Source organism: Virgibacillus sp. JSM 102003 (assembly GCF_041949995.1).
In the GTDB taxonomy this organism is placed as follows: domain Bacteria; phylum Bacillota; class Bacilli; order Bacillales; family Amphibacillaceae; genus Lentibacillus.
This window is the reverse complement of sequence record NZ_JBHFQH010000006.1, coordinates 210,379-232,709: the sequence shown is the minus strand read 5'-3', so window position 1 is coordinate 232,709 and position 22,331 is coordinate 210,379. Positions and strand designations below refer to the sequence as shown.

Annotated in this window: 21 protein-coding genes, 12 tRNA genes and 1 rRNA gene; 2 read left to right on the top strand and 32 right to left on the bottom strand. The window is 39.1% G+C overall.

Annotated elements, in window-relative coordinates; translation table 11 throughout:
* From ACE1TG_RS09230 to ACE1TG_RS09165, 14 genes are all read right to left on the bottom strand, one after another.
* Window positions 1-230: ribosomal RNA gene (locus ACE1TG_RS09230) — 16S ribosomal RNA — on the bottom strand; the annotation flags it as partial.
* Window positions 231-365: 135 nt separating this feature from the next.
* Window positions 366-439 (bottom strand) — tRNA-Ile (locus ACE1TG_RS09225).
* Between the two features lie 12 nt (window positions 440-451).
* Window positions 452-525: transfer RNA gene (locus ACE1TG_RS09220), tRNA-Gly, on the bottom strand.
* 33 nt (window positions 526-558) lie between these two features.
* Window positions 559-635: transfer RNA gene (locus tag ACE1TG_RS09215), tRNA-Pro, on the bottom strand.
* Between the two features lie 6 nt (window positions 636-641).
* Window positions 642-718 (bottom strand) — tRNA-Arg (locus ACE1TG_RS09210).
* A 60-nt stretch (window positions 719-778) separates the two neighbouring features.
* Window positions 779-862, bottom strand: a tRNA-Leu gene (locus tag ACE1TG_RS09205).
* Window positions 863-959: 97 nt separating this feature from the next.
* A tRNA-Leu gene (locus ACE1TG_RS09200) sits at window positions 960-1,041 on the bottom strand.
* An 8-nt stretch (window positions 1,042-1,049) separates the two neighbouring features.
* A tRNA-Lys gene (locus tag ACE1TG_RS09195) sits at window positions 1,050-1,125 on the bottom strand.
* Between the two features lie 33 nt (window positions 1,126-1,158).
* Window positions 1,159-1,233, bottom strand: a tRNA-Gln gene (locus ACE1TG_RS09190).
* Window positions 1,234-1,237: 4 nt separating this feature from the next.
* Window positions 1,238-1,314: transfer RNA gene (locus ACE1TG_RS09185), tRNA-Asp, on the bottom strand.
* Window positions 1,315-1,342: 28 nt separating this feature from the next.
* Window positions 1,343-1,414, bottom strand: a tRNA-Glu gene (locus ACE1TG_RS09180).
* Window positions 1,415-1,420: 6 nt separating this feature from the next.
* Window positions 1,421-1,511: transfer RNA gene (locus ACE1TG_RS09175), tRNA-Ser, on the bottom strand.
* 3 nt (window positions 1,512-1,514) lie between these two features.
* Window positions 1,515-1,589, bottom strand: a tRNA-Asn gene (locus ACE1TG_RS09170).
* Window positions 1,590-1,922: 333 nt separating this feature from the next.
* The gene (locus tag ACE1TG_RS09165) at window positions 1,923-2,393 is read right to left on the bottom strand and encodes a SprT family protein (protein WP_375052069.1); all 471 of its coding nucleotides are present in this window, start codon (window positions 2,391-2,393) and stop codon (window positions 1,923-1,925) included.
* Between the two features lie 175 nt (window positions 2,394-2,568).
* On the opposite strand from ACE1TG_RS09165, the gene ACE1TG_RS09160 reads away from it, so the two are divergent.
* Window positions 2,569-4,008 (top strand): catalase, encoded by a 1,440-nt coding sequence (locus ACE1TG_RS09160; RefSeq protein WP_375052082.1) that lies wholly within the window; start codon window positions 2,569-2,571, stop codon window positions 4,006-4,008.
* A 51-nt stretch (window positions 4,009-4,059) separates the two neighbouring features.
* On the opposite strand, the gene ACE1TG_RS09155 is transcribed toward ACE1TG_RS09160, so the two are convergent.
* The 15 genes from ACE1TG_RS09155 to acpS form a co-directional block, all read right to left on the bottom strand.
* On the bottom strand, window positions 4,060-6,249 hold the full coding sequence (locus ACE1TG_RS09155; protein WP_375052068.1) for a Tex family protein: 2,190 nt from the start codon (window positions 6,247-6,249) through the stop codon (window positions 4,060-4,062).
* 50 nt (window positions 6,250-6,299) lie between these two features.
* Window positions 6,300-6,896, bottom strand: a complete 597-nt coding sequence (locus tag ACE1TG_RS09150; protein WP_375052081.1) for a SpoIIE family protein phosphatase — start codon at window positions 6,894-6,896, stop codon at window positions 6,300-6,302.
* Between the two features lie 2 nt (window positions 6,897-6,898).
* Window positions 6,899-7,690 (bottom strand): RNA polymerase sigma factor SigB, encoded by a 792-nt coding sequence (gene sigB / locus ACE1TG_RS09145; protein ID WP_375052067.1) that lies wholly within the window; start codon window positions 7,688-7,690, stop codon window positions 6,899-6,901.
* Window positions 7,662-8,138: an anti-sigma B factor RsbW gene (gene rsbW / locus ACE1TG_RS09140; RefSeq protein WP_375052066.1), complete on the bottom strand. Its 477-nt coding sequence runs from the start codon at window positions 8,136-8,138 to the stop codon at window positions 7,662-7,664. The genes sigB and rsbW overlap by 29 nt, the downstream gene beginning before the upstream one ends.
* Window positions 8,125-8,469 (bottom strand): STAS domain-containing protein, encoded by a 345-nt coding sequence (locus ACE1TG_RS09135; protein WP_375052065.1) that lies wholly within the window; start codon window positions 8,467-8,469, stop codon window positions 8,125-8,127. Before ACE1TG_RS09135 ends, rsbW begins: the two co-directional genes overlap by 14 nt.
* An 81-nt stretch (window positions 8,470-8,550) precedes the next feature.
* Entirely contained in the window at window positions 8,551-9,561 is a 1,011-nt protein-coding gene (locus tag ACE1TG_RS09130) for a PP2C family protein-serine/threonine phosphatase (RefSeq protein ID WP_375052064.1), read from the bottom strand.
* A 78-nt stretch (window positions 9,562-9,639) separates the two neighbouring features.
* On the bottom strand, window positions 9,640-10,041 hold the full coding sequence (locus tag ACE1TG_RS09125; protein WP_375052079.1) for an anti-sigma regulatory factor: 402 nt from the start codon (window positions 10,039-10,041) through the stop codon (window positions 9,640-9,642).
* 2 nt (window positions 10,042-10,043) lie between these two features.
* Entirely contained in the window at window positions 10,044-10,400 is a 357-nt protein-coding gene (locus tag ACE1TG_RS09120; protein ID WP_375052063.1) for an STAS domain-containing protein, read from the bottom strand.
* A 4-nt stretch (window positions 10,401-10,404) separates the two neighbouring features.
* The gene (locus ACE1TG_RS09115) at window positions 10,405-11,274 is read right to left on the bottom strand and encodes an RsbT co-antagonist protein RsbRA (RefSeq protein ID WP_375052062.1); all 870 of its coding nucleotides are present in this window, start codon (window positions 11,272-11,274) and stop codon (window positions 10,405-10,407) included.
* 232 nt (window positions 11,275-11,506) lie between these two features.
* Window positions 11,507-11,869 (bottom strand): type II toxin-antitoxin system PemK/MazF family toxin, encoded by a 363-nt coding sequence (locus ACE1TG_RS09110; RefSeq protein ID WP_092494228.1) that lies wholly within the window; start codon window positions 11,867-11,869, stop codon window positions 11,507-11,509.
* A gap of 4 nt (window positions 11,870-11,873) precedes the next feature.
* Window positions 11,874-12,161 carry a CopG family ribbon-helix-helix protein gene (locus ACE1TG_RS09105; RefSeq protein ID WP_092494227.1) on the bottom strand — a complete coding sequence of 96 codons (288 nt, stop codon included), beginning with the start codon at window positions 12,159-12,161 and terminating at the stop codon, window positions 11,874-11,876.
* A 289-nt stretch (window positions 12,162-12,450) separates the two neighbouring features.
* Entirely contained in the window at window positions 12,451-13,572 is a 1,122-nt protein-coding gene (alr, locus tag ACE1TG_RS09100) for an alanine racemase (RefSeq protein WP_375052061.1), read from the bottom strand.
* Between the two features lie 108 nt (window positions 13,573-13,680).
* Window positions 13,681-14,697: a LolA family protein gene (locus tag ACE1TG_RS09095; RefSeq protein ID WP_375052060.1), complete on the bottom strand. Its 1,017-nt coding sequence runs from the start codon at window positions 14,695-14,697 to the stop codon at window positions 13,681-13,683.
* 75 nt (window positions 14,698-14,772) lie between these two features.
* Window positions 14,773-16,293 (bottom strand): NAD(P)H-hydrate dehydratase, encoded by a 1,521-nt coding sequence (locus ACE1TG_RS09090; protein WP_375052059.1) that lies wholly within the window; start codon window positions 16,291-16,293, stop codon window positions 14,773-14,775.
* A gap of 64 nt (window positions 16,294-16,357) precedes the next feature.
* A complete protein-coding gene (gene acpS, locus ACE1TG_RS09085) occupies window positions 16,358-16,720 on the bottom strand; it encodes a holo-ACP synthase (RefSeq protein WP_375052078.1) in 363 nt (120 codons plus the stop codon).
* 157 nt (window positions 16,721-16,877) lie between these two features.
* Between acpS and ACE1TG_RS09080 the strand changes: the two genes are divergently transcribed.
* Window positions 16,878-17,639 (top strand): rhomboid family intramembrane serine protease, encoded by a 762-nt coding sequence (locus ACE1TG_RS09080; protein WP_375052058.1) that lies wholly within the window; start codon window positions 16,878-16,880, stop codon window positions 17,637-17,639.
* Window positions 17,640-18,265: 626 nt separating this feature from the next.
* Here ACE1TG_RS09080 and ACE1TG_RS09075 read toward each other — a convergent pair.
* The 3 genes from ACE1TG_RS09075 to cshA all read right to left on the bottom strand — a co-directional run bounded on the left by ACE1TG_RS09075 (window position 18,266) and on the right by cshA (window position 21,966).
* Entirely contained in the window at window positions 18,266-19,693 is a 1,428-nt protein-coding gene (locus ACE1TG_RS09075) for a PH domain-containing protein (protein ID WP_375052057.1), read from the bottom strand.
* The gene (locus ACE1TG_RS09070) at window positions 19,683-20,162 is read right to left on the bottom strand and encodes a PH domain-containing protein (protein ID WP_375052056.1); all 480 of its coding nucleotides are present in this window, start codon (window positions 20,160-20,162) and stop codon (window positions 19,683-19,685) included. The genes ACE1TG_RS09075 and ACE1TG_RS09070 overlap by 11 nt, the downstream gene beginning before the upstream one ends.
* A gap of 337 nt (window positions 20,163-20,499) precedes the next feature.
* The gene (gene cshA, locus ACE1TG_RS09065; RefSeq protein ID WP_375052055.1) at window positions 20,500-21,966 is read right to left on the bottom strand and encodes a degradosome RNA helicase CshA; all 1,467 of its coding nucleotides are present in this window, start codon (window positions 21,964-21,966) and stop codon (window positions 20,500-20,502) included.
* Between the last annotated feature and the right edge of the window lie 365 nt (window positions 21,967-22,331).

The following is a 22,331-nucleotide window of genomic DNA, read 5'->3' as shown; positions in this document are numbered from 1 at the left end:
CCGCCTTTCAATTTCTCAACATGTGCTGAAAAATATTATCCGGTATTAGCCCCGGTTTCCCGGGGTTATCCCAGTCTTACAGGCAGGTTGCCCACGTGTTACTCACCCGTCCGCCGCTCGTTCCACAAACTTCACCTCAGAAGAGGATCCGTTTGCTTCCCGCGCTCGACTTGCATGTATTAGGCACGCCGCCAGCGTTCGTCCTGAGCCAAGATCAAACTCTCCATAAAAGTTCGTTTGATTATGATTAACACCAATCAATCATCTGTTCTTAGCTTAAAAATTGAAATCAGGGTTTAAAAGTTTAACTTTTAACCTGTTTTCTTGACATACTGGTTGTTTTGTTCAGTTTTCAAGGAGCAAAATGGGCCTGAGTGGACTCGAACCACCGACCTCACGCTTATCAGGCGTGCGCTCTAACCAGCTGAGCTACAGGCCCATAAGTAAAAAATGGAGCGGGTGATGGGAATCGAACCCACGATATCAGCTTGGAAGGCTGAAGTTTTACCACTAAACTACACCCGCATTAATATTTGAAAATCTTATGAACTCTTTCGATGGTCGGGAAGACAGGATTCGAACCTGCGACCCCATGGTCCCAAACCATGTGCTCTACCAAGCTGAGCTACTTCCCGTTAAAATGGTGCGCCCGAGAGGAGTCGAACCCCTAGCCTCTTGATCCGTAGTCAAACGCTCTATCCAATTGAGCTACGGGCGCTTCAAAAGCGAGAAACTTAAATATACCATATATAGTATATATTATCAAGAAGTTTTTTAATGCGGTCGAGAGGACTTGAACCTCCACGGGATAAACTCCCACTAGGCCCTCAACCTAGCGCGTCTGCCATTCCGCCACGACCGCCTAATCTTCATTAGTGAAACTTGGCAAATGGGAAATAACTTGTCTGATAGCACAAAGTAAAATGCTATGAATAATCACAGCAATGTAAAATGTTGAATGCGGGTGGAGGGACTTGAACCCCCACGTCGTAAGACACTAGATCCTAAATCTAGCGCGTCTGCCAATTCCGCCACACCCGCAAAAAAGATGGTGAGCCATGGAGGATTCGAACCTCCGACCCTCTGATTAAAAGTCAGATGCTCTGCCAGCTGAGCTAATGGCTCTTATAATGATTATATATTTAATCCATAAAAAAATGGCTGGGCTACCAGGATTCGAACCTGGGAATCACGGGATCAAAACCCGATGCCTTACCGCTTGGCTATAGCCCAACAGTGGCGGTCCGGACGGGACTCGAACCCGCGACCTCCTGCGTGACAGGCAGGCATTCTAACCAACTGAACTACCGGACCCAACCGATTTATTTATAAGAATATAAGATGACCCGTACGGGATTCGAACCCGTGTTACCGCCGTGAAAGGGCGGTGTCTTAACCACTTGACCAACGGGCCATAAAATGGCGGAGAAGGAGGGATTTGAACCCTCGCGCCGCTCACGCGACCTACACCCTTAGCAGGGGCGCCCCTTCAGCCACTTGGGTACTTCTCCGAATGGCTCCACAGGTAGGAATCGAACCTACGACCGATCGGTTAACAGCCGATTGCTCTACCGCTGAGCTACTGTGGAATAATCTGAAATAATTATCAAGGCAATTCAACCTTGTTTTTTGCGCTCGTCGTGTTGCATCTTAAGGCCACAATTAATTGCGACGAAAAACACTATACAATATATAACGTTTATTGTCAATATTTCAATCGAACAAATAATAAAATCGACTTGTTTTTTTAAGCCTTATTTAATTTAACACGTAGGTCATATTTCGTCAATCTATTATTTAAAATTTGTCTTCTCATTATTATATCAAACAAGCCGAAACTGTTAAAAATTTGCCACGCCTTAATGACGATTACACGAGTTGCACTTATACAGGTAAAAATGCAGCAATACTTCCTTAAATACCTAAACATCGGCTTGTCCTTCATCAGCTACTAACTCTCCCCTGCATTTTCCACACCTGTATTTACTAACATCAATCCGCCGCGTTCGTTTGTATACTCTTGAACAGCTTCTGCATATATAAATGTGTTTCTTGTGTTTTAAAGAGGAAGGCAGTGGATTGCAATGCCTTGGTGACCCCGTAATTTTTAATAATTTTTTAAAGTCTCTATCACCATGCTTATACCCTTTTCCTTCTATATGAAGATGGTAATGCACTAGTTCATGTTTAATGATACCTATTACTTCCTTTTCCCCCATTTCCATAGAGTATTTTGGATTTAACTCAATTACTCTTTTAGAGGGTAGATACCTCCCGCCGGTAGTTCTAAGGCGATTATTATATCTAATGGTATCTTTAAAAGGTTTATGAAAATGTTTCAATGATAGTTCATTTACCAATTCATATAGTTCTTTTTCATTTAATAACTTCATATAATCATTCCCTACATATTAACCCAGCAATATTTTATCATATATTTAATAAGGGTGCTAAATTAAAATCATTGTAATTAAACATTGATTTTTGATAGTATTATATTATAATTGAATATGAGATTAATATTGTAAAAGGAGAGGTGTTCAGTAAGTGAGTAATGAAAAGAAAAGAATGACAACAGCATCTGGTGCTCCGGTTGGGGATAACCAGAATTCAATTACTGCAGGTAATCGAGGTCCAACATTAATTCAGGATGTTCACCTTTTAGAAAAATTAGCACACTTTAATAGAGAACGTGTACCTGAGCGTGTCGTACATGCAAAAGGCGCAGGGGCACACGGTTACTTTGAAGTAACAAACGATCTTTCAAAATACACGAAGGCAGCATTCTTAAGTGAAGTAGGAAAACGCACACCAATGTTTATTCGTTTTTCAACTGTTGCGGGTGAACTTGGTTCAGCGGATACAGTACGTGATCCACGTGGTTTCGCAGTTAAGTTTTACACAGAAGAAGGTAACTACGATTTAGTTGGTAACAATACACCAATTTTCTTTATCCGTGATGCTATTAAGTTCCCTGACTTTATTCACACACAAAAACGTAACCCTAAGACGCACCTGAAAGACAAAAATGCTGTTTGGGACTTCTGGTCATTGTCACCAGAATCACTGCATCAAATCACATACTTACATGGTGATCGTGGCATTCCAGCAACTTTCCGTCATATGAATGGATATGGAAGCCACACTTTCAAATGGGTAAATGACAAAGGAGAAGCATTCTGGGTAAAATACCACTTCATTAGTGAACAAGGTGTAAAAGGTTTAGATGAAGATGTAGCAGGTGAAATTGCTGGAGATAACCCAGACTATCATGTGGAAGACCTTTACAACTCTATTGATAAGGGTGACTTCCCAGCATGGAAACTTTATGTACAAATCATGCCATATGAAGACGCAAAAACTTATAGATTTGATCCATTCGATGTTACGAAGGTATGGTCTCAAAAAGACTATCCACGTATCGAAGTAGGTCGTATGGTCCTTGACCGTAATCCTGAAAATTATTTTGCTGAAGTAGAGCAAGCTGCGTTTTCACCAGGTAACTTTGTACCAGGAATTGAAGCTTCTCCAGATAAAATGTTGCAAGGCCGACTTTTCGGTTACTCTGATGCTCACCGTTACCGTATTGGTGCCAACCATCAGGAATTACCAATTAATCGTCCGGTTAACGAAGTAAATAACAATCAATATGATGGACAAATGCGCTATAGTAATGGCAGTGGTTCGGTTAATTATGAACCAAACAGTTATGATACTGAGCCAAAAGAAGATCCAGCTTCAAAAATTAGTCCGTTTGAAGTTTATGGAGAGGCTGACAGTGTATCATATGACAGTGATGATCATTATACACAAGCAGGAGATTTATATCGATTAATGAGTGCAGATGAGAAAGACCGTCTCATTGATGCTTTTGTAGGTCATATGAAGCCTGTAGATAAAGATGAGATCAAACTACGTCAAATTGAACACTTCTACAAAGCAGATCCTGAGTGGGGCGAAAGAATCGCAAATGGTTTAGGATTATCTGTTCCAGAAGGCGTTAAATAGGTACAATTAAAAAAACAGCTGATTATCTTTTTGATAATCAGCTGTTTTTATTTAGCCTTTATTTTCAATCATTGAAAGTGCGATTCGACCTTTTTCAACATCAATTTGCTCAACCCATACCGTTACGACATCGCCTACTGATGCGATATCCATCGGGTGTTTAACGAATTTATTCGCCATTTTTGAGATATGAACAAGTCCATCCTGCTTTACTCCAATATCTACAAAAACACCGAAGTCTACTACGTTTCTTACTGTACCCTGCATTTCCATCCCAGGTTTTAAATCTTCCATACTCAATACATTCTGTTTCAGTAATGGTTTAGGCAAATCATCACGTGGATCACGTTCTGGGCGCCCCAATGCATTCATAATATCCATTAATGTCGGTTCACCAATCTCCAATTGATCAGCTATTTCTTTTTTGTCCAAGTCATTAAATTTATCGCGTAATTTATCAGAACCAATATCTTCAAGCTCACAACCTATCATTTGCAGAAGTTGTTTCGTGTGCGCATAGCTTTCAGGGTGTATCGGTGTCCTGTCCAGTGGATTTTCACCATCCAAAATCCGTAAAAAACCTATCCCTTGCTCATAGGTTTTAGCACCTAAGCGAGGAATCTTTTTTAATTGTTTGCGATTTACGAACTTTCCTTCCTCATTACGCTGATTCACAATATTATTTGCTACTGTTTTGCTTAGACCTGCAACATATTGTAAAAGTGAAGTGGAAGCTGTATTAACATTAACACCAACTTGGTTAACCGCTGTTTCTACGACAAATGTTAATGATTCATTAAGTGCTTTTTGACTGACATCATGCTGATACTGACCAACGCCGATTGACTTTGGATCAATTTTAACAAGTTCAGCTAGGGGGTCTTGCACCCGTCGCGCTATGGATGCTGCACTGCGCTCTTCAACCTTCAAATCCGGAAATTCTTCACGTGCCAGTTTTGAGGCAGAATACACACTTGCGCCAGCTTCATTGACAATTATATATGGTATATCCAGTGCGTGCTTTCCTATCACATCAGCAATAAATTGCTCTGTTTCTCTTGACGCAGTTCCATTTCCAATTGCAATCAGCTCGATACCAAACTTATTAATAAATTGCATCACAATCTTCTCTGCACCAGCTGTATCATTTTTTGGTGCTGTTGGATAGATTACACTTACTTCATGAACTTTCCCTGTTTCATCAACAACAGAGAGCTTACAGCCTGTTCGATAAGCTGGATCAACCCCAAGAACAGTTTTCCCCTTTAATGGTGGCTGCAGCAGAAGGTTTTTAAGATTTTTGGCAAATACAGAAATTGCCTGTTCTTCAGCCTTTTCTGTTAAACTATTACGGATTTCACGTTCTATCGAAGGCTGGATTAGTCGTTTATAGCTATCCCCGATAGCATCCTGTAAAATTTGGGCAGCTTCCGAGTTGCCTTGATCTGATATCACTTTTTTTCGGAGATACTCGAGCACCCGCTCGGTTGGGGGCTGAACTGCCACCTTTAGCACATCTTCTTTTTCCCCGCGATTTAATGCTAAAATACGATGTGACACCATGGAGCGAATTGCTTCATCATAATCATAGTACATTTCGTAGACGCCTTTTTCGTCCTTCTCCATTTTTTTTGCTTCTGCATGCATGGTACCACGTTTAAAGGTTTCCTCACGAATAAAATCGCGATATTCCGGGTCATCTGATATCCACTCAGCGATTATATCATTAACACCCGCTAGTACTTCCTCTACAGTAGTTAGCTCATGTTCTTCTGATAAATATGACCCAGCTTCTGCAGAAATGCCTTTCAATTCTTGCTCCCAAACTACGTCCGCCAGTGGTTCAAGTCCTTTTTCTTTAGCAATTGTTGCCTTTGTTCGGCGTTTTTGTTTATATGGCCGGTATAAATCCTCCACGCGTTGCAATTGTGTGGCTTGTGTAATATCACGTTCGAGTTCTTCTGTTAGTTTCCCCTGTTCATCAATCAGCCGAATTACTTCCTGTTTTCGTTCAGCTAAATTAACGGCATATTGATATTTGTCATGAATCAATTTGATCTGGACTTCATCAAGTCCACCTGTTACTTCTTTTCGATAACGTGCAATAAATGGTACTGTGTTACCTTCATCCATTAATGCGATTACTTTTTTTACGGTAGCATTGTTTACTTCAGCTTCCTTTGCCACCCATTGCTCTAATTCAATTGACACAATCGGCTCCTCCTTTATGTACGAACTCATTTTATCAAAAAATAGCCTAAATTGAAAAAGACCGGCATTTTAAGACCGGTCTAATTCTCATACCTTATAGCGATTAACGTTGTATCATCATTTCTAACTTTTCCACTAACGTGGTTTGCATAAGCATCTGTAACCTGGTTTACATCCTTATTCAATAAGAAAGGTTGCGATAAATCATTATCTGAAACCCCATCTGAGAACATGATCAAATTCATTTCGGGCTCCAGTCTGTCTGTCACAACTTTGAAAGGTCTGTGATAACCAGCAAGATAACCTGTATTCGGTATATTTCTCTTTTTCTTACCATTCTCAGTAATGGTTAATACTCCTATATTTCCAATAGATGAAAACGAATAGTGGCGTGAATGGAAATCCATTTTAAGAATCCCTATAACAGCACCCCGCTTACCAGTTAATAGCTCGTTACTCTTCTTTATTAACTGTTCAACAGTTGTATGAATGTTGTTTTTGATGATATCAATTACGATTTGAGAAGACTCTTTTGCAAATTCGCCACTGCCTAATCCATCTGCCAGTGCACATACAAATACATCTTCAGTTTCTGTATAGAAATAGCTATCACCACAATAGTATCGTCCCTTTTTTGCTTTTTGGAAAATAGCTACATCCACATTATTCTGTTTCACACTCAATCAAAAACCTCCGTGCTCTCAGTTTTGATTGCCTCACGCAGTTTTCTTAGTGACCGGCGTTGAAGTCTTGAAACGTGCATTTGCGAAATACCGAGTAACTCGCCGGTTTCTTTTTGACTCAAATTATCAAAATAGGTGCATCGTAATATTTGTTGTTCTCGCTCAGATAAAACGGGTAAAATCTTCTCGAGCAACATACGCTGGTCTACATTTTCATAACCATTTTCACTGTTACCCACCAAATCAAGAATGGCTACTGTACTTCCATCAGAGTCAGCTTCAATTTTCCGGTCAACAGAAAGCGCCTTATAGCTTTTACCCATCTCCATCGTTTCCAGAATATCTTCTTCTGAGACTTCTAAATAGTCGGCTATCTCCTTCACTGATGGTGATTCCTGATTTTCGGTAGTAAGATCGTCAACAGCTTTCTTAATCTTCGGACCTAATTCCTTAATACGGCGTGGTACATGAACACTCCAAGTCTTGTCCCGGATAAAACGCTTGATTTCTCCGATGATAGTTGGAATGGCAAAGGATTCAAATGATTTGCCATATGAAGCGTCGTATCTTCTGATAGCAGCAAGTAATCCAATCATGCCAACCTGTACAAGATCTTCGTGTATATTGCTGTTTTTCGAATACTTTCTGGCAATTGATTCAACAAGATCGGTATAGGCGAGCACTATTTTCTCCTGTGTTCCTTTATCATCCGGTTCCTGTTGTAGTTGCTCAATCCAATGGTATACCTCGCCTTTACCTTTATTGTCTGGTTGAGATCTGGTCGTCATCAAGACCCACCTCAGCTTTATGAAGGTACTTAGTCATTAACACAATAACACCATCATTGTTGTTAATTTTAACATTATCCATTAATGCATCAATTAAGAAAAGTCCAAAACCACCTTCACGTAAATTCTCAACAGGCTCTGAGTTCTTGTATGGGCCGATTCCCCCTTTAATTTGATTTAAATTAAAGCTGCCACCGTGGTCGGCTACCATAACTTCCAAGCGATTCTCATACACTCCGTATCCTACAGTTACTTCCCCGCTGTCATCGTCCGTATAAGCATGATCAACAGCGTTTGTAATTGCTTCTGAAACAGCTACTTTCAAATCTTCTATATCCTCATAATTAAAACCCATTCTGCTAGCTATTCCCGACATGCTTAGTCGGACAACACCAACATATTCAGCTTTTGCAGGAACCTTCATTTCAATAAAATCAAATTTGTCCATTTTGATCCCCACCTCTGATTGCAGTACTAATGTCAATAATCTCGTCCAAACCAGTGATTTTGAATAACCGTAATACTCGATCCTGCAAATTCACCAATTTCAAATGACTATTACATTCTTTTGTTGACTTTAAAGCACTTATAAAAACACCAAGACCAGTACTATCCATATAATTAACGTCTTCAAGATCCACCTCTACTTGTTGACTTTCAATTCTGGTAAGTGGCAGTAAAGTCTCTTTTAACTGTGGTGCAGTGTACGCATCTATTTCACCCGACAGGCTAACAATAGACCTATCATTTCCTTCTGAAAGCTCAACCTTTAAGTTCATCGCCATCCTCCTTGAATCAATATATCTATTTATATAAAAGCTTTTTTAGTAACAAAGGACTATACCCGAAACAGAAAAGGATTAAACTTCTTTTCGCAAAACAATTAAGGTAAAATCGTCACGTAACTGAAAGTTTTGCAGGCGTTCAAAATGCTTATACACCCTATTAACGATTTCCTGCGCTGGCAAATAAGCATATTGCTTAATAACATCCAATACTTCTTCGCTTTCAATAAAGCGATCTCCTTGCCGGCACTCTGTAACCCCATCCGTTAACAGTATAATCATATCGCCCTTTTTAATTATCCGCTCATATTGTTTGTACTTGGTATCTGCAGAAACACCGAGTACAAGACCTTTCGTTTCTATCTCTTCAAATGTATCACTTTGGGCATCATAATAAAATCCAGGTTCATGGCCTGCTGAGGAGTATCGAAGCTTGCTTTCATCTGGGATATATTGTGCATAAAACATCGTAATAAACATGCTTGGGTCAACATTTCGTTCAACTACCCGATTTAAATTTTTCAAAATTGACTTTGGACTCATTGTTGCTTCTGGAAAACTATCCATCGAGTATTTAATCATGGACATACATAATGCAGCTGGTATTCCTTTACCAATAACATCTGCAACAGCAATCCCGAGCGAACCATCCTTGCCTTTAATAAAATGATGGTAATCACCATTCATTTGATGTGCTGGAACACTGATGACACCCACATCTAAATCATCTATAGTTGGTTTGGTAGTAGCCAGTAACGTTTCCTGCATTCCCGCAGCAACAGAAATTTCCGATTTCAGTTCGGATTGTTGCTCTCTCAATGTCTGATATTCCTGATGTGCCAATCCATAAGAAATCATTGTTTCCAGTAAAAAATCCATGGAATGCCGAATGTGTTCTGGAATTTCCTCATAAAGTTCTGTTAGTGCCTGAATATGGAAATTCACAATTTCTTCTGGCGGAATGCTATTTTTAATAAATGTCTTACTAATTTGTTCAGCCCCATAAAGTGATTGTTCATCTTGGGTATTAATATAACGTTTTAATAATTCTTTATAGTTAACTGCATCCAATTTTAGGGCATCCATGCATTCCTTCCTCCCCCTGTTATAACTCTATAATGTTAAAAGGGGAGATTTTATTCTCCCCATTTTTACTGAATATCATTATCGCACCCATTTGATGGCTTTAATTTCGGTCCCTTTCCCATCTTCTGATTTTATATCGAACACGTCCACTAGCCTTTTGACTCCAGGCAAACCAGCACCAAGCCCACCTGATGTAGAATAACCATCTTCCATTACTTGGCTTATATCCTTAATCCCTGGACCACTGTCTAATGAAACTATGCACATTCCCTTTTGATCAAAATTATCGATCACTTCAAAGCAAATTTTGCCATCCTCAGTATATAAATATATGTTTCGAGCTAACTCGGAAATCGCTGTAGCAATTCGCGCCTGGTCTACTGTTCCAAATCCGGTTTTCCTTGCGATGTCGCGACCAAGCTGACGTGCAGCAACAATATCCCACTCTTTTTGAATAGTAACACAGGATTGGAGATCCATACTCATTCCCCCAATTCCTGATGCAGTTTTACCAAGCCCTGTTCCAGATCTAAAGCAGTTGGGACATTCCTTAAATGAATTCCCAAATCAATTAATGTCATAGCAACTGCAGGCTGGATTCCTGTCAATACTACCTTTGCCCCCATAAGATCTGACATAGTAACGACATCACCTAATACCTTGGCAATAAATGAGTCAATTACTTCTACAGATGTTAGATCAATGACTACTCCTGATGAACCACTTTTATGAATTTTGTCCAACAAATCCTCCTGGAACTTAATTGCTGTATTATCATCAATCTCTGTTTGAATTGAGATCAATAAATAGTTGTGTAATTTTAAAATAGGTATTCGCAAACTATCACTCCTTACCGATGGATTCAATCATGTCTTCAATTTTCTGTTCTTCGGTATTCAAGTCGACTACTTTTCTATTTGTAATTTCAAGTGCTGTCGTAAAACCTTTTTTCAGTGTGCTTTTGGTAGGGAATTTACCTAAATCAATCCCAAGGTTTACAATTGTTTGTGCAATTTCAGGGCGAATACCTACAAGGATACAAGTTGAACCTATTAATCGTACCGCTTCTGCTGCCTGTATAATGTGATGAGCAACCATGGTATCAACAACAGGAACGCCTGTAATATCCATTAGAACAACTTCTGAATTATGATTCATCACACCTTCCAGCAGGTTTTCCATAATTAATTTTGCACGTTCGGTATCGATCGTCCCAATCAAGGGCATGACCGTAATATTATCCATAACAGGAATTAGTGGTGCTGATAATTCCTGCAGTGCGACACGCTGCAGCGAGACAATGTGTTCCCAGCTACCTGAATACTCATTTACCAATTGTCGGATTATCGGTTCTGTCCAAGCATCTACACTCCTTAAGACCTGTGAAATATATTCTGAATCGACTTGTTCGGATTGACTGAGAATGAAGTCAACTGTAACGCGCCTGAAAACTTGTAGACCATCTGTAATATAGCTTAACGGCCAACCTAAATTTATCAGTTTTTCAGAGAAGTCCTCCAGGTGCTTTGTGGAACCTTGATCTTTGATACTTTTAAAAATAACATTTACAAATTCTCTATTGGTACTTTCAAATAATTCATCTGACACATTTGATGTATAATTTCCATTTTTTAAAGAACCAACCTCATCCATCCACATACTTACTATTGAATCACTATTTTCCAAAGCAATTTTCTTAAATTTTTGGTCCATTAGCTTACCTCCCACTAACACATTAATCAATATTTACTAGTCAATTATAAAAAATTCAATATATATCAATAATACCATTTCAATATGGTTTTATCATGGAATTTTATTTTTTTCAAGAAGCATGTATATTAATGTTATTTATTGTAACATAAAATCGAATAAAACATGTTCAACATAATTCATAAATTTCACCACAAAAAATACCCCTGCTTCACTCATCGGGAAGGGGGTATCACGATTGATCATACATTTCCTTAAGTCCTAGACTTATTTCCAATGCCTTATCAATTTTTTCCATCATTTTATTATCCAATTTTGTTATTTTATCAGTTAAGCGTTGCTTATCTAACGTTCTGATTTGTTCTAGCAAGATGACCGAATTACGATCAAACCCATACCGTTTTGCATTAATCTCCACATGTGTAGGAAGCTTGGCCTTTTGAATCTGCGCAGTAATGGCAGCCACAATAACCGTTGGGCTAAATCTGTTTCCGATATCATTTTGCAGGATCAATACCGGGCGTATGCCTCCCTGTTCTGATCCAACCACAGGGGATAAGTCAGCGAAATATACTTCGCCTCTTTGAACGATCAAATGCTTACACCCCGATCACAGAGCGCTCTAGGGTGTTTTTTTCAGCCTCCTCTTCAGCTTGAAAAGCTTCGGAAGCAATTGTTAGATTAATTCTGGCCATTTCTTCATATCCTTGTTGCATAGATTCGCGAAATTGTTGAATATGCTCATCTTTCTTATGTTCCAGATAGTTTCTTGTAGCTTGACATATGAAATCACTGAAATCACTATTTTCATATTTCATTAATCCATCCACCTCGTTTAATAGGTTTTTTGGTAATCGTACTAAGATCTCCTGTAAGCTCTCTGACAAAACCATACACCTCCGCCAACTGTTGAACGACCACTATTTAACTCTTTTTTAATAATATCATTGTAGCCCATGGTTTGCAAAGGTATATAAAAATATTTTTAACAAAAAGTTTAACAAGTAAGGAAGCATAAATAATTATACTTTCATACTGCATAAGCGCACCTTGAGGCTTTCGCCGCTAAATTTCGACGATAATCCAAGTTTTCTAAAACATTAATTCCTCATGGTATATATTTATTTTGAGATAATTATATTATGCCAGTTCTCGCAAAAAATAAAAGATGCTGTCTTACTTTCCTTTGTGTATTCTCGGTACGCGATTGGTAATCATGCAAGGTATCTCATAATTTATCGTGTCCAAATGTGCCGCAACTTCATCAACTTCGATTTCTTCATTATCCTGCTTTCCTACTAGCGTTACCTTTGTACCTACCGGATATTCATCATTCATCTTTATCATCGTTTGGTCCATACATATTCTTCCAACAATCGGCATTCGCTTTCCATCTATTAATACATCCATTCCTTGTAATTTACGTATCCACCCATCCGCATAGCCAATGGGTATTGTTCCAATCCATTCATCGTTTGAGGCAACATATGTTGCACCGTAACTAATCGATTCGCCTGGAGAAATTTTCTTCACATGAATTAATCGGCTGTTTAACGAAAATGCAGGTTTCAAATCAATATGACGTTCGCTTTTGACTGTTTCTGATGGATACAGGCCATACATAGCGATACCAAACCTGATGTAGTGATACATATTTTCCGGAAAGCGGATAGATGCAGCACTATTACCAACATGGATTATCACAGGATCTGTCCAGATAGTATTAAACACATGTAACAATTGTTCAAATCGCTCTTTTTGCGTCTCAAAATAAGTTAAATCAGGTTCATCGGCAGTGGCAAAGTGTGTATATACTCCGGTCAGGTTTATCTGCTGCTCACCCTGCAACTCCTCTACGATCTCTCTCAGCTCATCAGCTGTACGTATGCCAACTCTTCCCATACCGGTATCCCACTTCATATGCAGCTTTAATGGATGACTAAGTAGGGCTTTTACTTCACGGAGCCAATCTTTCTGAAAAAAAGTCAGCGTAATATCGTGTTCAGCAGCTATTGGCGTGTCTTTTGGGGAAACTCTTCCAAAGACTAAAATCGGTGCTTTAATATTAGCATTACGTAATACCAAGGCTTCCTCCAGCAATGCCACCGCTAGCATATTAGCACCTGCTTCAAGCGCTTTTCTGGCAACATCTGCACCACCATGGCCGTATGCATCAGCCTTCACTACTGCCATTACATTGCTATGTTGAGGTAGCTTCTCCTTAATTTGTTCAATATTATAAGCTATTGCATCTAGATTCACCTCAGCCCATGTATCTCGGTATATTGCGTCTGCCACGGCGGAAACCTCTCCTCTCCTTAACTTGTATTATCCACAGTTTATCTTATTCTTTTAAAAATAAAAAGCAGACCCCCTCTCCTTATGAGTCTGCTTACTACTATTCATTTACTTCACTTCTTTGCCTTGAACGGACTTTGCTACATTAATTAACTCTTCTTTAGTCAACTCATCACTAGCCAGGATAAAGTTCATCCCATTATTACTCCACTCTATGGTACTTCCGGAAAGGGCTCCAATTGAGTGTCCAAGATTCACTATTTCACCATCTACTACTTGCGGAGAAGACATGGTTGGTATTACTTCCATTTTCTCTTCAATTAGCGTGAAGTTCTTTTCGCCAGAAAACGTCATGATTACACGTTGACCGTTTTCAAGTTCAACTTCTTTTTGTTCAACTAATTCAGAACCGGCCATATTCAGTGGATAAACAACGGTAAATGCATCTGCTTCTCCATCACCAGTAACTGGAGCATCCGTCAGTCCGGTTGTCATATTTTTCTCCATCGTGAAATCATCATCGTTGAAGGTTGGTTCTGTATTAAACTCAGAAAAGTTAACTTCAACCAATGCTTTTTTATCCTTATCCAATACTTTTACCATGACTGGTGTATATGTTTTCTTATCAAAGTAAATTTCTTGATATGGAAGATTATTGTTGCTTTGATAATTTGTCTTCGTCTCGAAAATATAATAATTATCGCTTACCTTAAAAGAAGCTTCTTTATCTTTCATAACATCATTTACTAGTGATTGATACAGATATGGCTGACTACCGTTCTCAGGCCACTCCTTTTGAAATTTAAAGCTTTTGTTTAAGGCCGGGGAAAGGACAAAAACCCCGTCTTCATTTTTCAGGATAATTTGGCTGCCTTTTTTATCCTGATCATTCGTTAATTCGACACGATAAAAATCTTTTTTCTTATGCCAGATGTTTATATTGTACTTCTGATCTTCCTGTCCGGTATTCATTTTCATTTCGGCCTTTGCCTTATATCCATTCATTGCCTCTAGCTTGGATTCTAATTTCTCAACAACATCTTCCTGAGATTTTTCACCACAGGCTGCAAGTACAAGGATTAAGCCGAAGACAATTACCATCCAAATCCCAAACTTTTTTTTCATGGACATATCTCCCTTGTCTCATTTCACTCTTTTAGCGAGCTACGGACTTGTCAGGAGGAAAATTATTGTCACAAATCAAACTCTAAACGTACGATATACTTCAGCGATACCATCAATTACATCGGAGGCCATTAAATCATTTACAGAGTGCTCTTTTGCTACTAGTATGTCAGCAGATGAGCCATGAAGAAAGCATGCGTTGCAAAGTGCCTGAAATACACTTTGTTTTTGCATGACCATTGCCAGAATAATTCCGGATAACACATCACCACTTCCGCCTTTAGCTAGACCTACATTTCCAGTACTATTTACAGATTGTTCTCCTGTCGGTGCCGTAATAATAGTGAATCTCCCTTTTAACACGACATAAACCTGGTATTTTTCTGCAAATATCTTTGAATATGTGAAAGGCTTGACCAAAAGCTCACGCACGGAAACATTCAAAAGCATAGCCATTTCACCCGGGTGCGGCGTTATAATCGTTGGTTCCCTTCTATTACTGACCAAATCAAGGATCGACTTTATATGGTACAAACCATCTGCATCCACAATAAGCGGACACGTTGCTTCTTCCACCGTTTGTCTGACTAGATTACTAGTTACTTGTTGTCGACCCATCCCCATACCCAGTGCTACCGCATCAAAGCTTTTCAACGGTATAGAGATATCATTATTCAAATTACCATTCGTCTCGCCTAATTTAAGGTACGTAGCCTCCATACAGTGTGATGCTGCTACTGGTATGACTTTTTCGGTTGTACCTGCTGTAATTAACCCCGAACCAGTACGCAAGGCCGCTTTTATAGTCATTGTAATTGACCCCGGCATCTCTGCATTACCACCGATTACCAGCCCTCTTCCATGATTTCCTTTATGGGCATCTGTTTTCCGCTTAGGCATGCTTTGTCTGAACAGGTCCTCCGTCCAGCTAACCCGTTTTACGTTATTCTTTAAAACGTCTAACGGCAGCCCAATTGAAACAATATCCCATTCTCCATAGAAGGATGCAGTATGCTGCAGAAACGCACTTACTTTAGGAGCTTCTACAATCACAGTATAGCTGGCTTGTATTGATTGAAAATCACGTATCCCCTCATCAGCAGGTAGCCCTGATGGGATATCAACAGAAATCACAAAATTAGCTGTTTCATTTATAATGGACACAATTTCAGCTATTGGATGACGAAGCATTCCGCTCACGCCTATCCCTAAAATCGCATCAACAATTATATCTGAGTTCCGGACCAGCTCATGTATTTCTGAAGGCTCCTTGCTGATAATCACAGATCCTCCAAGCGATAAAAGCAGGTTTTTATGGAAATGCGCATCTCCTGTGATTTTTTGATTTGGCACAACCTGTACAACGGTTATGTGATAGCCTTTGTTTAACAGAGTCCTTGCTATAACAAATCCATCACCACCATTATTTCCACTGCCTGTTAGAATGCAAATGTGATCTGGCTTTCCAATAATAGATTCTATTTTTCCTGAAATAGCCCTCCCGGCATTCTCCATTAATAACTTACCATCCAGCCCGATTTCGTTCATGGTATATCGATCGATATCGTACATTTCATTCGCGGTGACAATAAACACTTTGTTCCCTCCTACCCGCACTAAAATATATGAGACAACCCTAACAATTATGCAGAATCCCCTATTAGTTGTTTACTTCAATTACTACTTGTGCGACTGCATAATCTCTACTATGCGTAATAGAAATCCAATTAGTACTGTCCTGAAATTGCCTTACTTTTATTCCTGGAGCACCATTCTCATCAGTAACTACTTCTATATCTTGAAAGCTTAATTCACCAATTCCTTTACCTGTTGCTTTTGCGAAGGCTTCTTTGGCAGCAAATCTTCCAGCAAGATACTCAACTTTTCTTCTATTATTCGTTAATTGGTCAAAATATGTCTTCTCATTTTCTGTTAATATCCTCTCTTCAAGACGCCCACTTCTCTCCATGCTTTTTCTAATTCGATCCAATTCAATTATGTCAATTCCAATACCTTTTATCATAATTAATTCTGACCCTTCCATATGTATAATGCATATCGTTATATTTATCAGATGTATTTTAGTAAAATTAAAATGGTTATACAATGCAGGATAATTCACTAAAATAATTAACAAGCCTTTATTAACTATCAAACTGTTCTAGTAAGGAGGTATGCCGTTGTTCATCCGCACAGAAAGAAGTATTAAAGAATTTATTCAATTTTATCCAATAGTCGCAGGACTTATAATCATCCACCTTGTCCTATGGCTGGTTACAGATTTCTTGCCTTTCCCTTTTGGAGATCAATTAGATAGATGGGGTACAGGTAACAATTTTTATATCAGTCAAGGTGAATACTGGCGTTTACTCACATCAATCTTCCTTCATGCTGGTCTTATGCATGCGGTCTTTAATTCATTTGCACTTGTCCTATTTGGACCAGCGCTGGAACAAATGCTTGGTAAATACAAGTTCATATTCGCATACATCGGAGCAGGCCTGATAGGGAATCTCGCAACATACTTTCTGACACCTACTGTATATTATCAATATGTTGGAGCATCCGGTGCAGTCTATGGATTATTTGGAATCTATATTTATATGGTAGCATTCCGCAAGCATTTAATCGACCAGGCAAGCTCACAAATCATCCTAACTATTTTTATTATTGGGTTAGTTATGACATTTATCCAGCCAGGAATAAATATATACGCACATATTTTCGGGTTTATCGGCGGCTTCGCATTAGCACCACTGGTGTTAACTAAAGCCCAGCCCTTCTCTCCTTGGCGAAACAGACGTTACCGGGATGATGATTCAATACAGTTTAACCCAAACCGCTGGAAAAAAAGACGTATTCCAAAGCAAGTATACTCTAAAATCCTGTGGGGCTTTCTTGGAGTTTTGATAATACTTGGCCTGATAGGCAGAATATTTTAGGTTAGAAAACTTGGCTTATCGTCAAGCCTTAGTTGCACTTATGCAGTAAGAAGGTATTTATACTCTTGTATAAAAATAAAACTCTAACTTGATTTTAGCGGACACAGAAGACGCTATTTCTATAAAAAAGTAATCTTTTCGATATTATCCGGACACAGAAGCCCTTATTTTAAATATATCATGGTTATTTAACTGTATTTGTGTGAAATAAGGTCCCTGATGTCCGCAAACACCACCATTTTCGTGAATTTCTGCCAAATAAGGTCCCTGGTGTCCGCAATACCTCAAACCTGCTATATGCAAAATAATTTTCATGATAAGTGGTGGCTGCGCATTTTAGCAGCCATGGTTATTTCTTAACTGCTAAAAAATAAGAAAACACACTAATTAACCAATAATTAGTGTGTTTTTTCTTTATAGCTGAATCAATTTTTTACCAAGTTTTAGTGAGCAAATTCCACCGCAGGAAATACGCGTAGACTTCTCATGAACAGCGAAGACGTTGAGACACCGCTGCGTTTTTTAATAGGAGGCTCAGCGCAAGCCCTAAGGTGCGCGTAGTGTATTTCCGTAGTTGGCGCCAAAGCACTCAAGTACTTACCCACATTTCGTCTCATGATATATATTCATTTACGATAAGAATACCAATCGGCTAATTGGTCGGTATGGGATTCGTCCATTTCTTTAATTATAAAATGTTTGCCCATCCCCATCTTTCCTATTATTGAAAGTCTCATCGTGGCTAACTTCTGTTTAGCCTGCACCAGATATTGCTTCTTCTCAAATGCTTGTAAACGTTTATGGTACATAACTAGTGTGTTTTTACTTAGAGTTCGATAGCGAATAGTTAAGCGTTGGCCATCCTGATAAAAACCGCCATCCTTATGTCGCAAAAATCCCAGATAAAAGCTGCCTATCAGCAAAAGAATCGGTACCCACACAAATTGTGTGAAAAAGTATCCAACCCCAGCCCCAATTATGATCACTGGTAATGAAGAACGCAGCAGGTAAAATTTGCGAGCCCGCTTAGGAAGTGGTATCAGCTCCTGAGTCTCTCCAGCATATTCCGGTAAAAATGTATTAAAAAATTCGCCCACTTCATCAGCCTTCATGATTGGGAATAATACCGATGAAAAATCTTCACCTTTGTCCATCGACCCGCCAGCAACTTCCGCAAAAACCGTTACATAACCGAGTGGCTGCCTGATAATGCTTTCTTGAATGCCTACTGCCTGTACTCTTTTTAATGGAATAGTCACTTGTTTCTTTTCCAGTAATCCGCGGGTGATAAATAGTTCACTATCATTTTTAGTGATAGTAAAATTCCCATACTTGATCATCGTACCAGCAATACCTAATAGCCAAAGGAAAACTAATAAAATGATAACAAGCACTACTATAAAGATAACACTTAGTCCAATTGCCCATTCCACCGTATTATCGTAATAATGATCAGGTATGAATTGTTCCAACTCTGAAAAACCAAATGCCATTAAAGCAAAGATGACACCGATGCTTCCAGAAGTGGATCCTGCTAAAAACAACCGTTTAAAGCTTATCCTTAATGAAGGATTTTTCCGCTCCACAAGATCATCATGTACATCCTCGTGTCTTGTAACGGCCGTTTTTAATTCCTGACGCAGCGCATCCCCTTCTGTCCGTTTGACTGCTTTAAGAGAAGCTTCTGCACCATTACTGCTTCCTGCCGTTTCAATTTGAACCTTTGTTAATTTAAATATTCGATGGATAACTCCTGAAGTCAGGTCAATCGACTGGATACGGTTTTTTGAGATATAACGCTTTTTTCGAATAAATATACCATATTCGATTCGAAGTTCCTCATCTTCAATTCGGTATGTATAGCGATACCACGACAGAATACTAAATGTTAGCATTAGAATAAAAATACCTGATGTAATTAAAATAAAATAAAAAAGTGAATCATCTTTAAATGTGATAAACCCTAGAACAACTGCAAAAAGCGATTCACGCAACACCCTAATAAAATTGAAGAATATAGCTGCCGGGTGTAGCCTTTTCTGATTAAACATCATCTTCGTCCACCCTTGCAAGTGCTGAAATACGATCTCTTAACTCTGACGCATCTTCATCCAGTAATGCGGGTATTTCATGTGTTGTAGCTGCAGTTGAAATAGTAACACTTGCCAGTTGGTATTTTTTTAAAATTGGTCCTTGCTGTGTATCAACATGCTGCACGCGTATCATTGGCACTAATGTCCGTGACACAATCAGTATCCCGTGCTGAATATATATTTCCTGATCAAACACTTCGTAACGCCATCTTTTCCAGCGCAGCTTTGGGAGTAGAAAAACAAATAAGTACGTACTTAGTCCACTGATGACTATTGCTACGGCTGTAAACCAATATGAAAACTCAAACAAATACGTTAAAACAGTTAATCCAATGGTCGCTAGCCAAAGAAACCCAACATAAATCCATGCGGTTATTTTCCATGCTTTTATTGCATCAGTTGCAATTGTATTAACTGGTGGCTGCCTCATATAGCTTTACCTCAACTTTCGTTTCGTTAATTAACACAGAACAAAAGCGCAAGCGCCTGTTCAGCGCCGTATGGACTGGACTGACCCGTGTGAGATAAAGGATACACGAAGAGCGTTAGCGATTCGATGTTGACTTATCGTAGACACGGGGAGGGAAGTCCACTAGGCGCTAGGCGCTGGCCGGTTAGAACGCCACGTCCTGTGGCGTCACCGGCACTAGTACGTCCTGTACGTCGGAGCTGGACGTCGCTGATTCTGATGTCCAATTATCCTCAGCACTTAAATTTTATAATTTCCTATAGATTTAAAAAAGCTCCTTTACGCAAGGAGCCTCTACTTAGCTGTTATTATTATTTCTGCGCTTCTGGAAATTTCCTTTGCGATTACGTCCGCCTTGGTTACGTCCGCCCTGATTGCGTTTTCCGTAGAACTTTTTATTATTTGGTCTGCGGTTATTGTCTTTGCCTCTTGGTGCTTTTTTCACACTGATCGGCTGTGCTGATGATATTCGTACTGGTGTATCGCGACGCTCTTTTGTCAACATCTTAAGTGCTGCAGCAATAACTGTTATAGAGTCATGATTCTGCAGTAATTCATTTGCTGTCTCATGATAGGATTTCAAATCTTTCTGTTCAATAGTCTGCAATAGCTTATCTACTGTAACCTGCTGCTGACCACGCTGTGCTTCCTGATTAGTAGGAGGCATCATACGCTTCATCTTACTTTTGGTAACTTTTTCGATTGAGTGCAGATGTGCAATCTCTCTTGGTGTTATAAAAGATATCGCTTCTCCTGTACGTCCTGCTCTTCCTGTACGGCCGATGCGGTGTACGTAGCTCTCAGGATCTTGCGGAATATCAAAGTTATATACGTGGGTTACACCAGAAATATCCAGTCCACGCGCAGCAACATCTGTCGCGACTAATACTTCTACACGACTATTTTTAAATTTGTTTAATACGGACATTCTTTTTCCTTGAGTTAAATCACCATGAATACCTTCAGCACGGAAACCTCTTGCCTGTAGCCCCTCTGCTATTTCATCAACACGCTTTTTCGTACGGCTAAAGACTATTGCTAATGCTGGTGCATTAATATCCAGATGGTTTGTTAACGTATCAAATTTATATTTTTCAGGTACCTCAATAAAGTACTGATCAATATTTGTTACTGTCATTTCCTTGCTTTTTACTTTTACTTCTTTTGGGCTATTCATCAAGTTTGTTGCAATATCTCGTATTTCTTTAGGCATTGTTGCCGAAAATAACAATGTTTGTCTTCCATCAGGGATATTTTTTAAGATATCACGAATATCCTCGATGAATCCCATGTTAAGCATTTCATCTGCTTCATCCAATACTGCCGTTTGCACATTGTTCGTTCGTATTGTTTTCCTGCGCATATGATCAAGAAGTCTTCCTGGTGTTGCAACGACAATATGAGGGCCATCCTTCAACGCTCTTATTTGACGTTCCATGTGCTGACCGCCGTATACTGGCATTGTGCGCACACCTTTGTTTTTGCCTAAACGGTTGATTTCTTCTGCAACCTGATTTGCTAACTCTCGTGTAGGAGCTACTACTAGTCCTTGTATTTTCTTTTGACTAGGGTCTATTTTTTCAATCATAGGGATGCCAAATGCTGCTGTTTTTCCTGTCCCAGTTTGTGCTTGTCCAATTACGTCGTTTCCTTGCATGGCAAGAGGTATTGTCTCTGCCTGAATCGGTGTCGCTTCCTCAAACCCCATTTTTTCAAGTGCTGTCATAATGGGCTGTGATATACTTAGTTCATTAAATGTTGTCACCTTGTTACTCTACTCCTTTTTTCTTACATATTTATTTGGCGGATTAGAGAGTATTATTACTTTCCAATCAGCATAACTGCCACTAAAGGCTTTCGCCATTAAAAACTGGACATAAAGCCAAGTTTTTTTAATGTATAATTTTTAGAAAAACCAAGTTTGGCGAGAACTCAGTTTATTTTAGACTTCCAATCAACAATAAATTCCGGATAGGCTCTGAAAGTGTAAAAAGAGGCTACTCCAGTTTATGGAAAAGGGCCTCATTCATGAAATATCATACAGAAAATAACAGTTCTTTCATCATAACACATATATTAAGATGATATCCACTACTTCTTATTATGATTTTTCATCAATAGCATGATAAA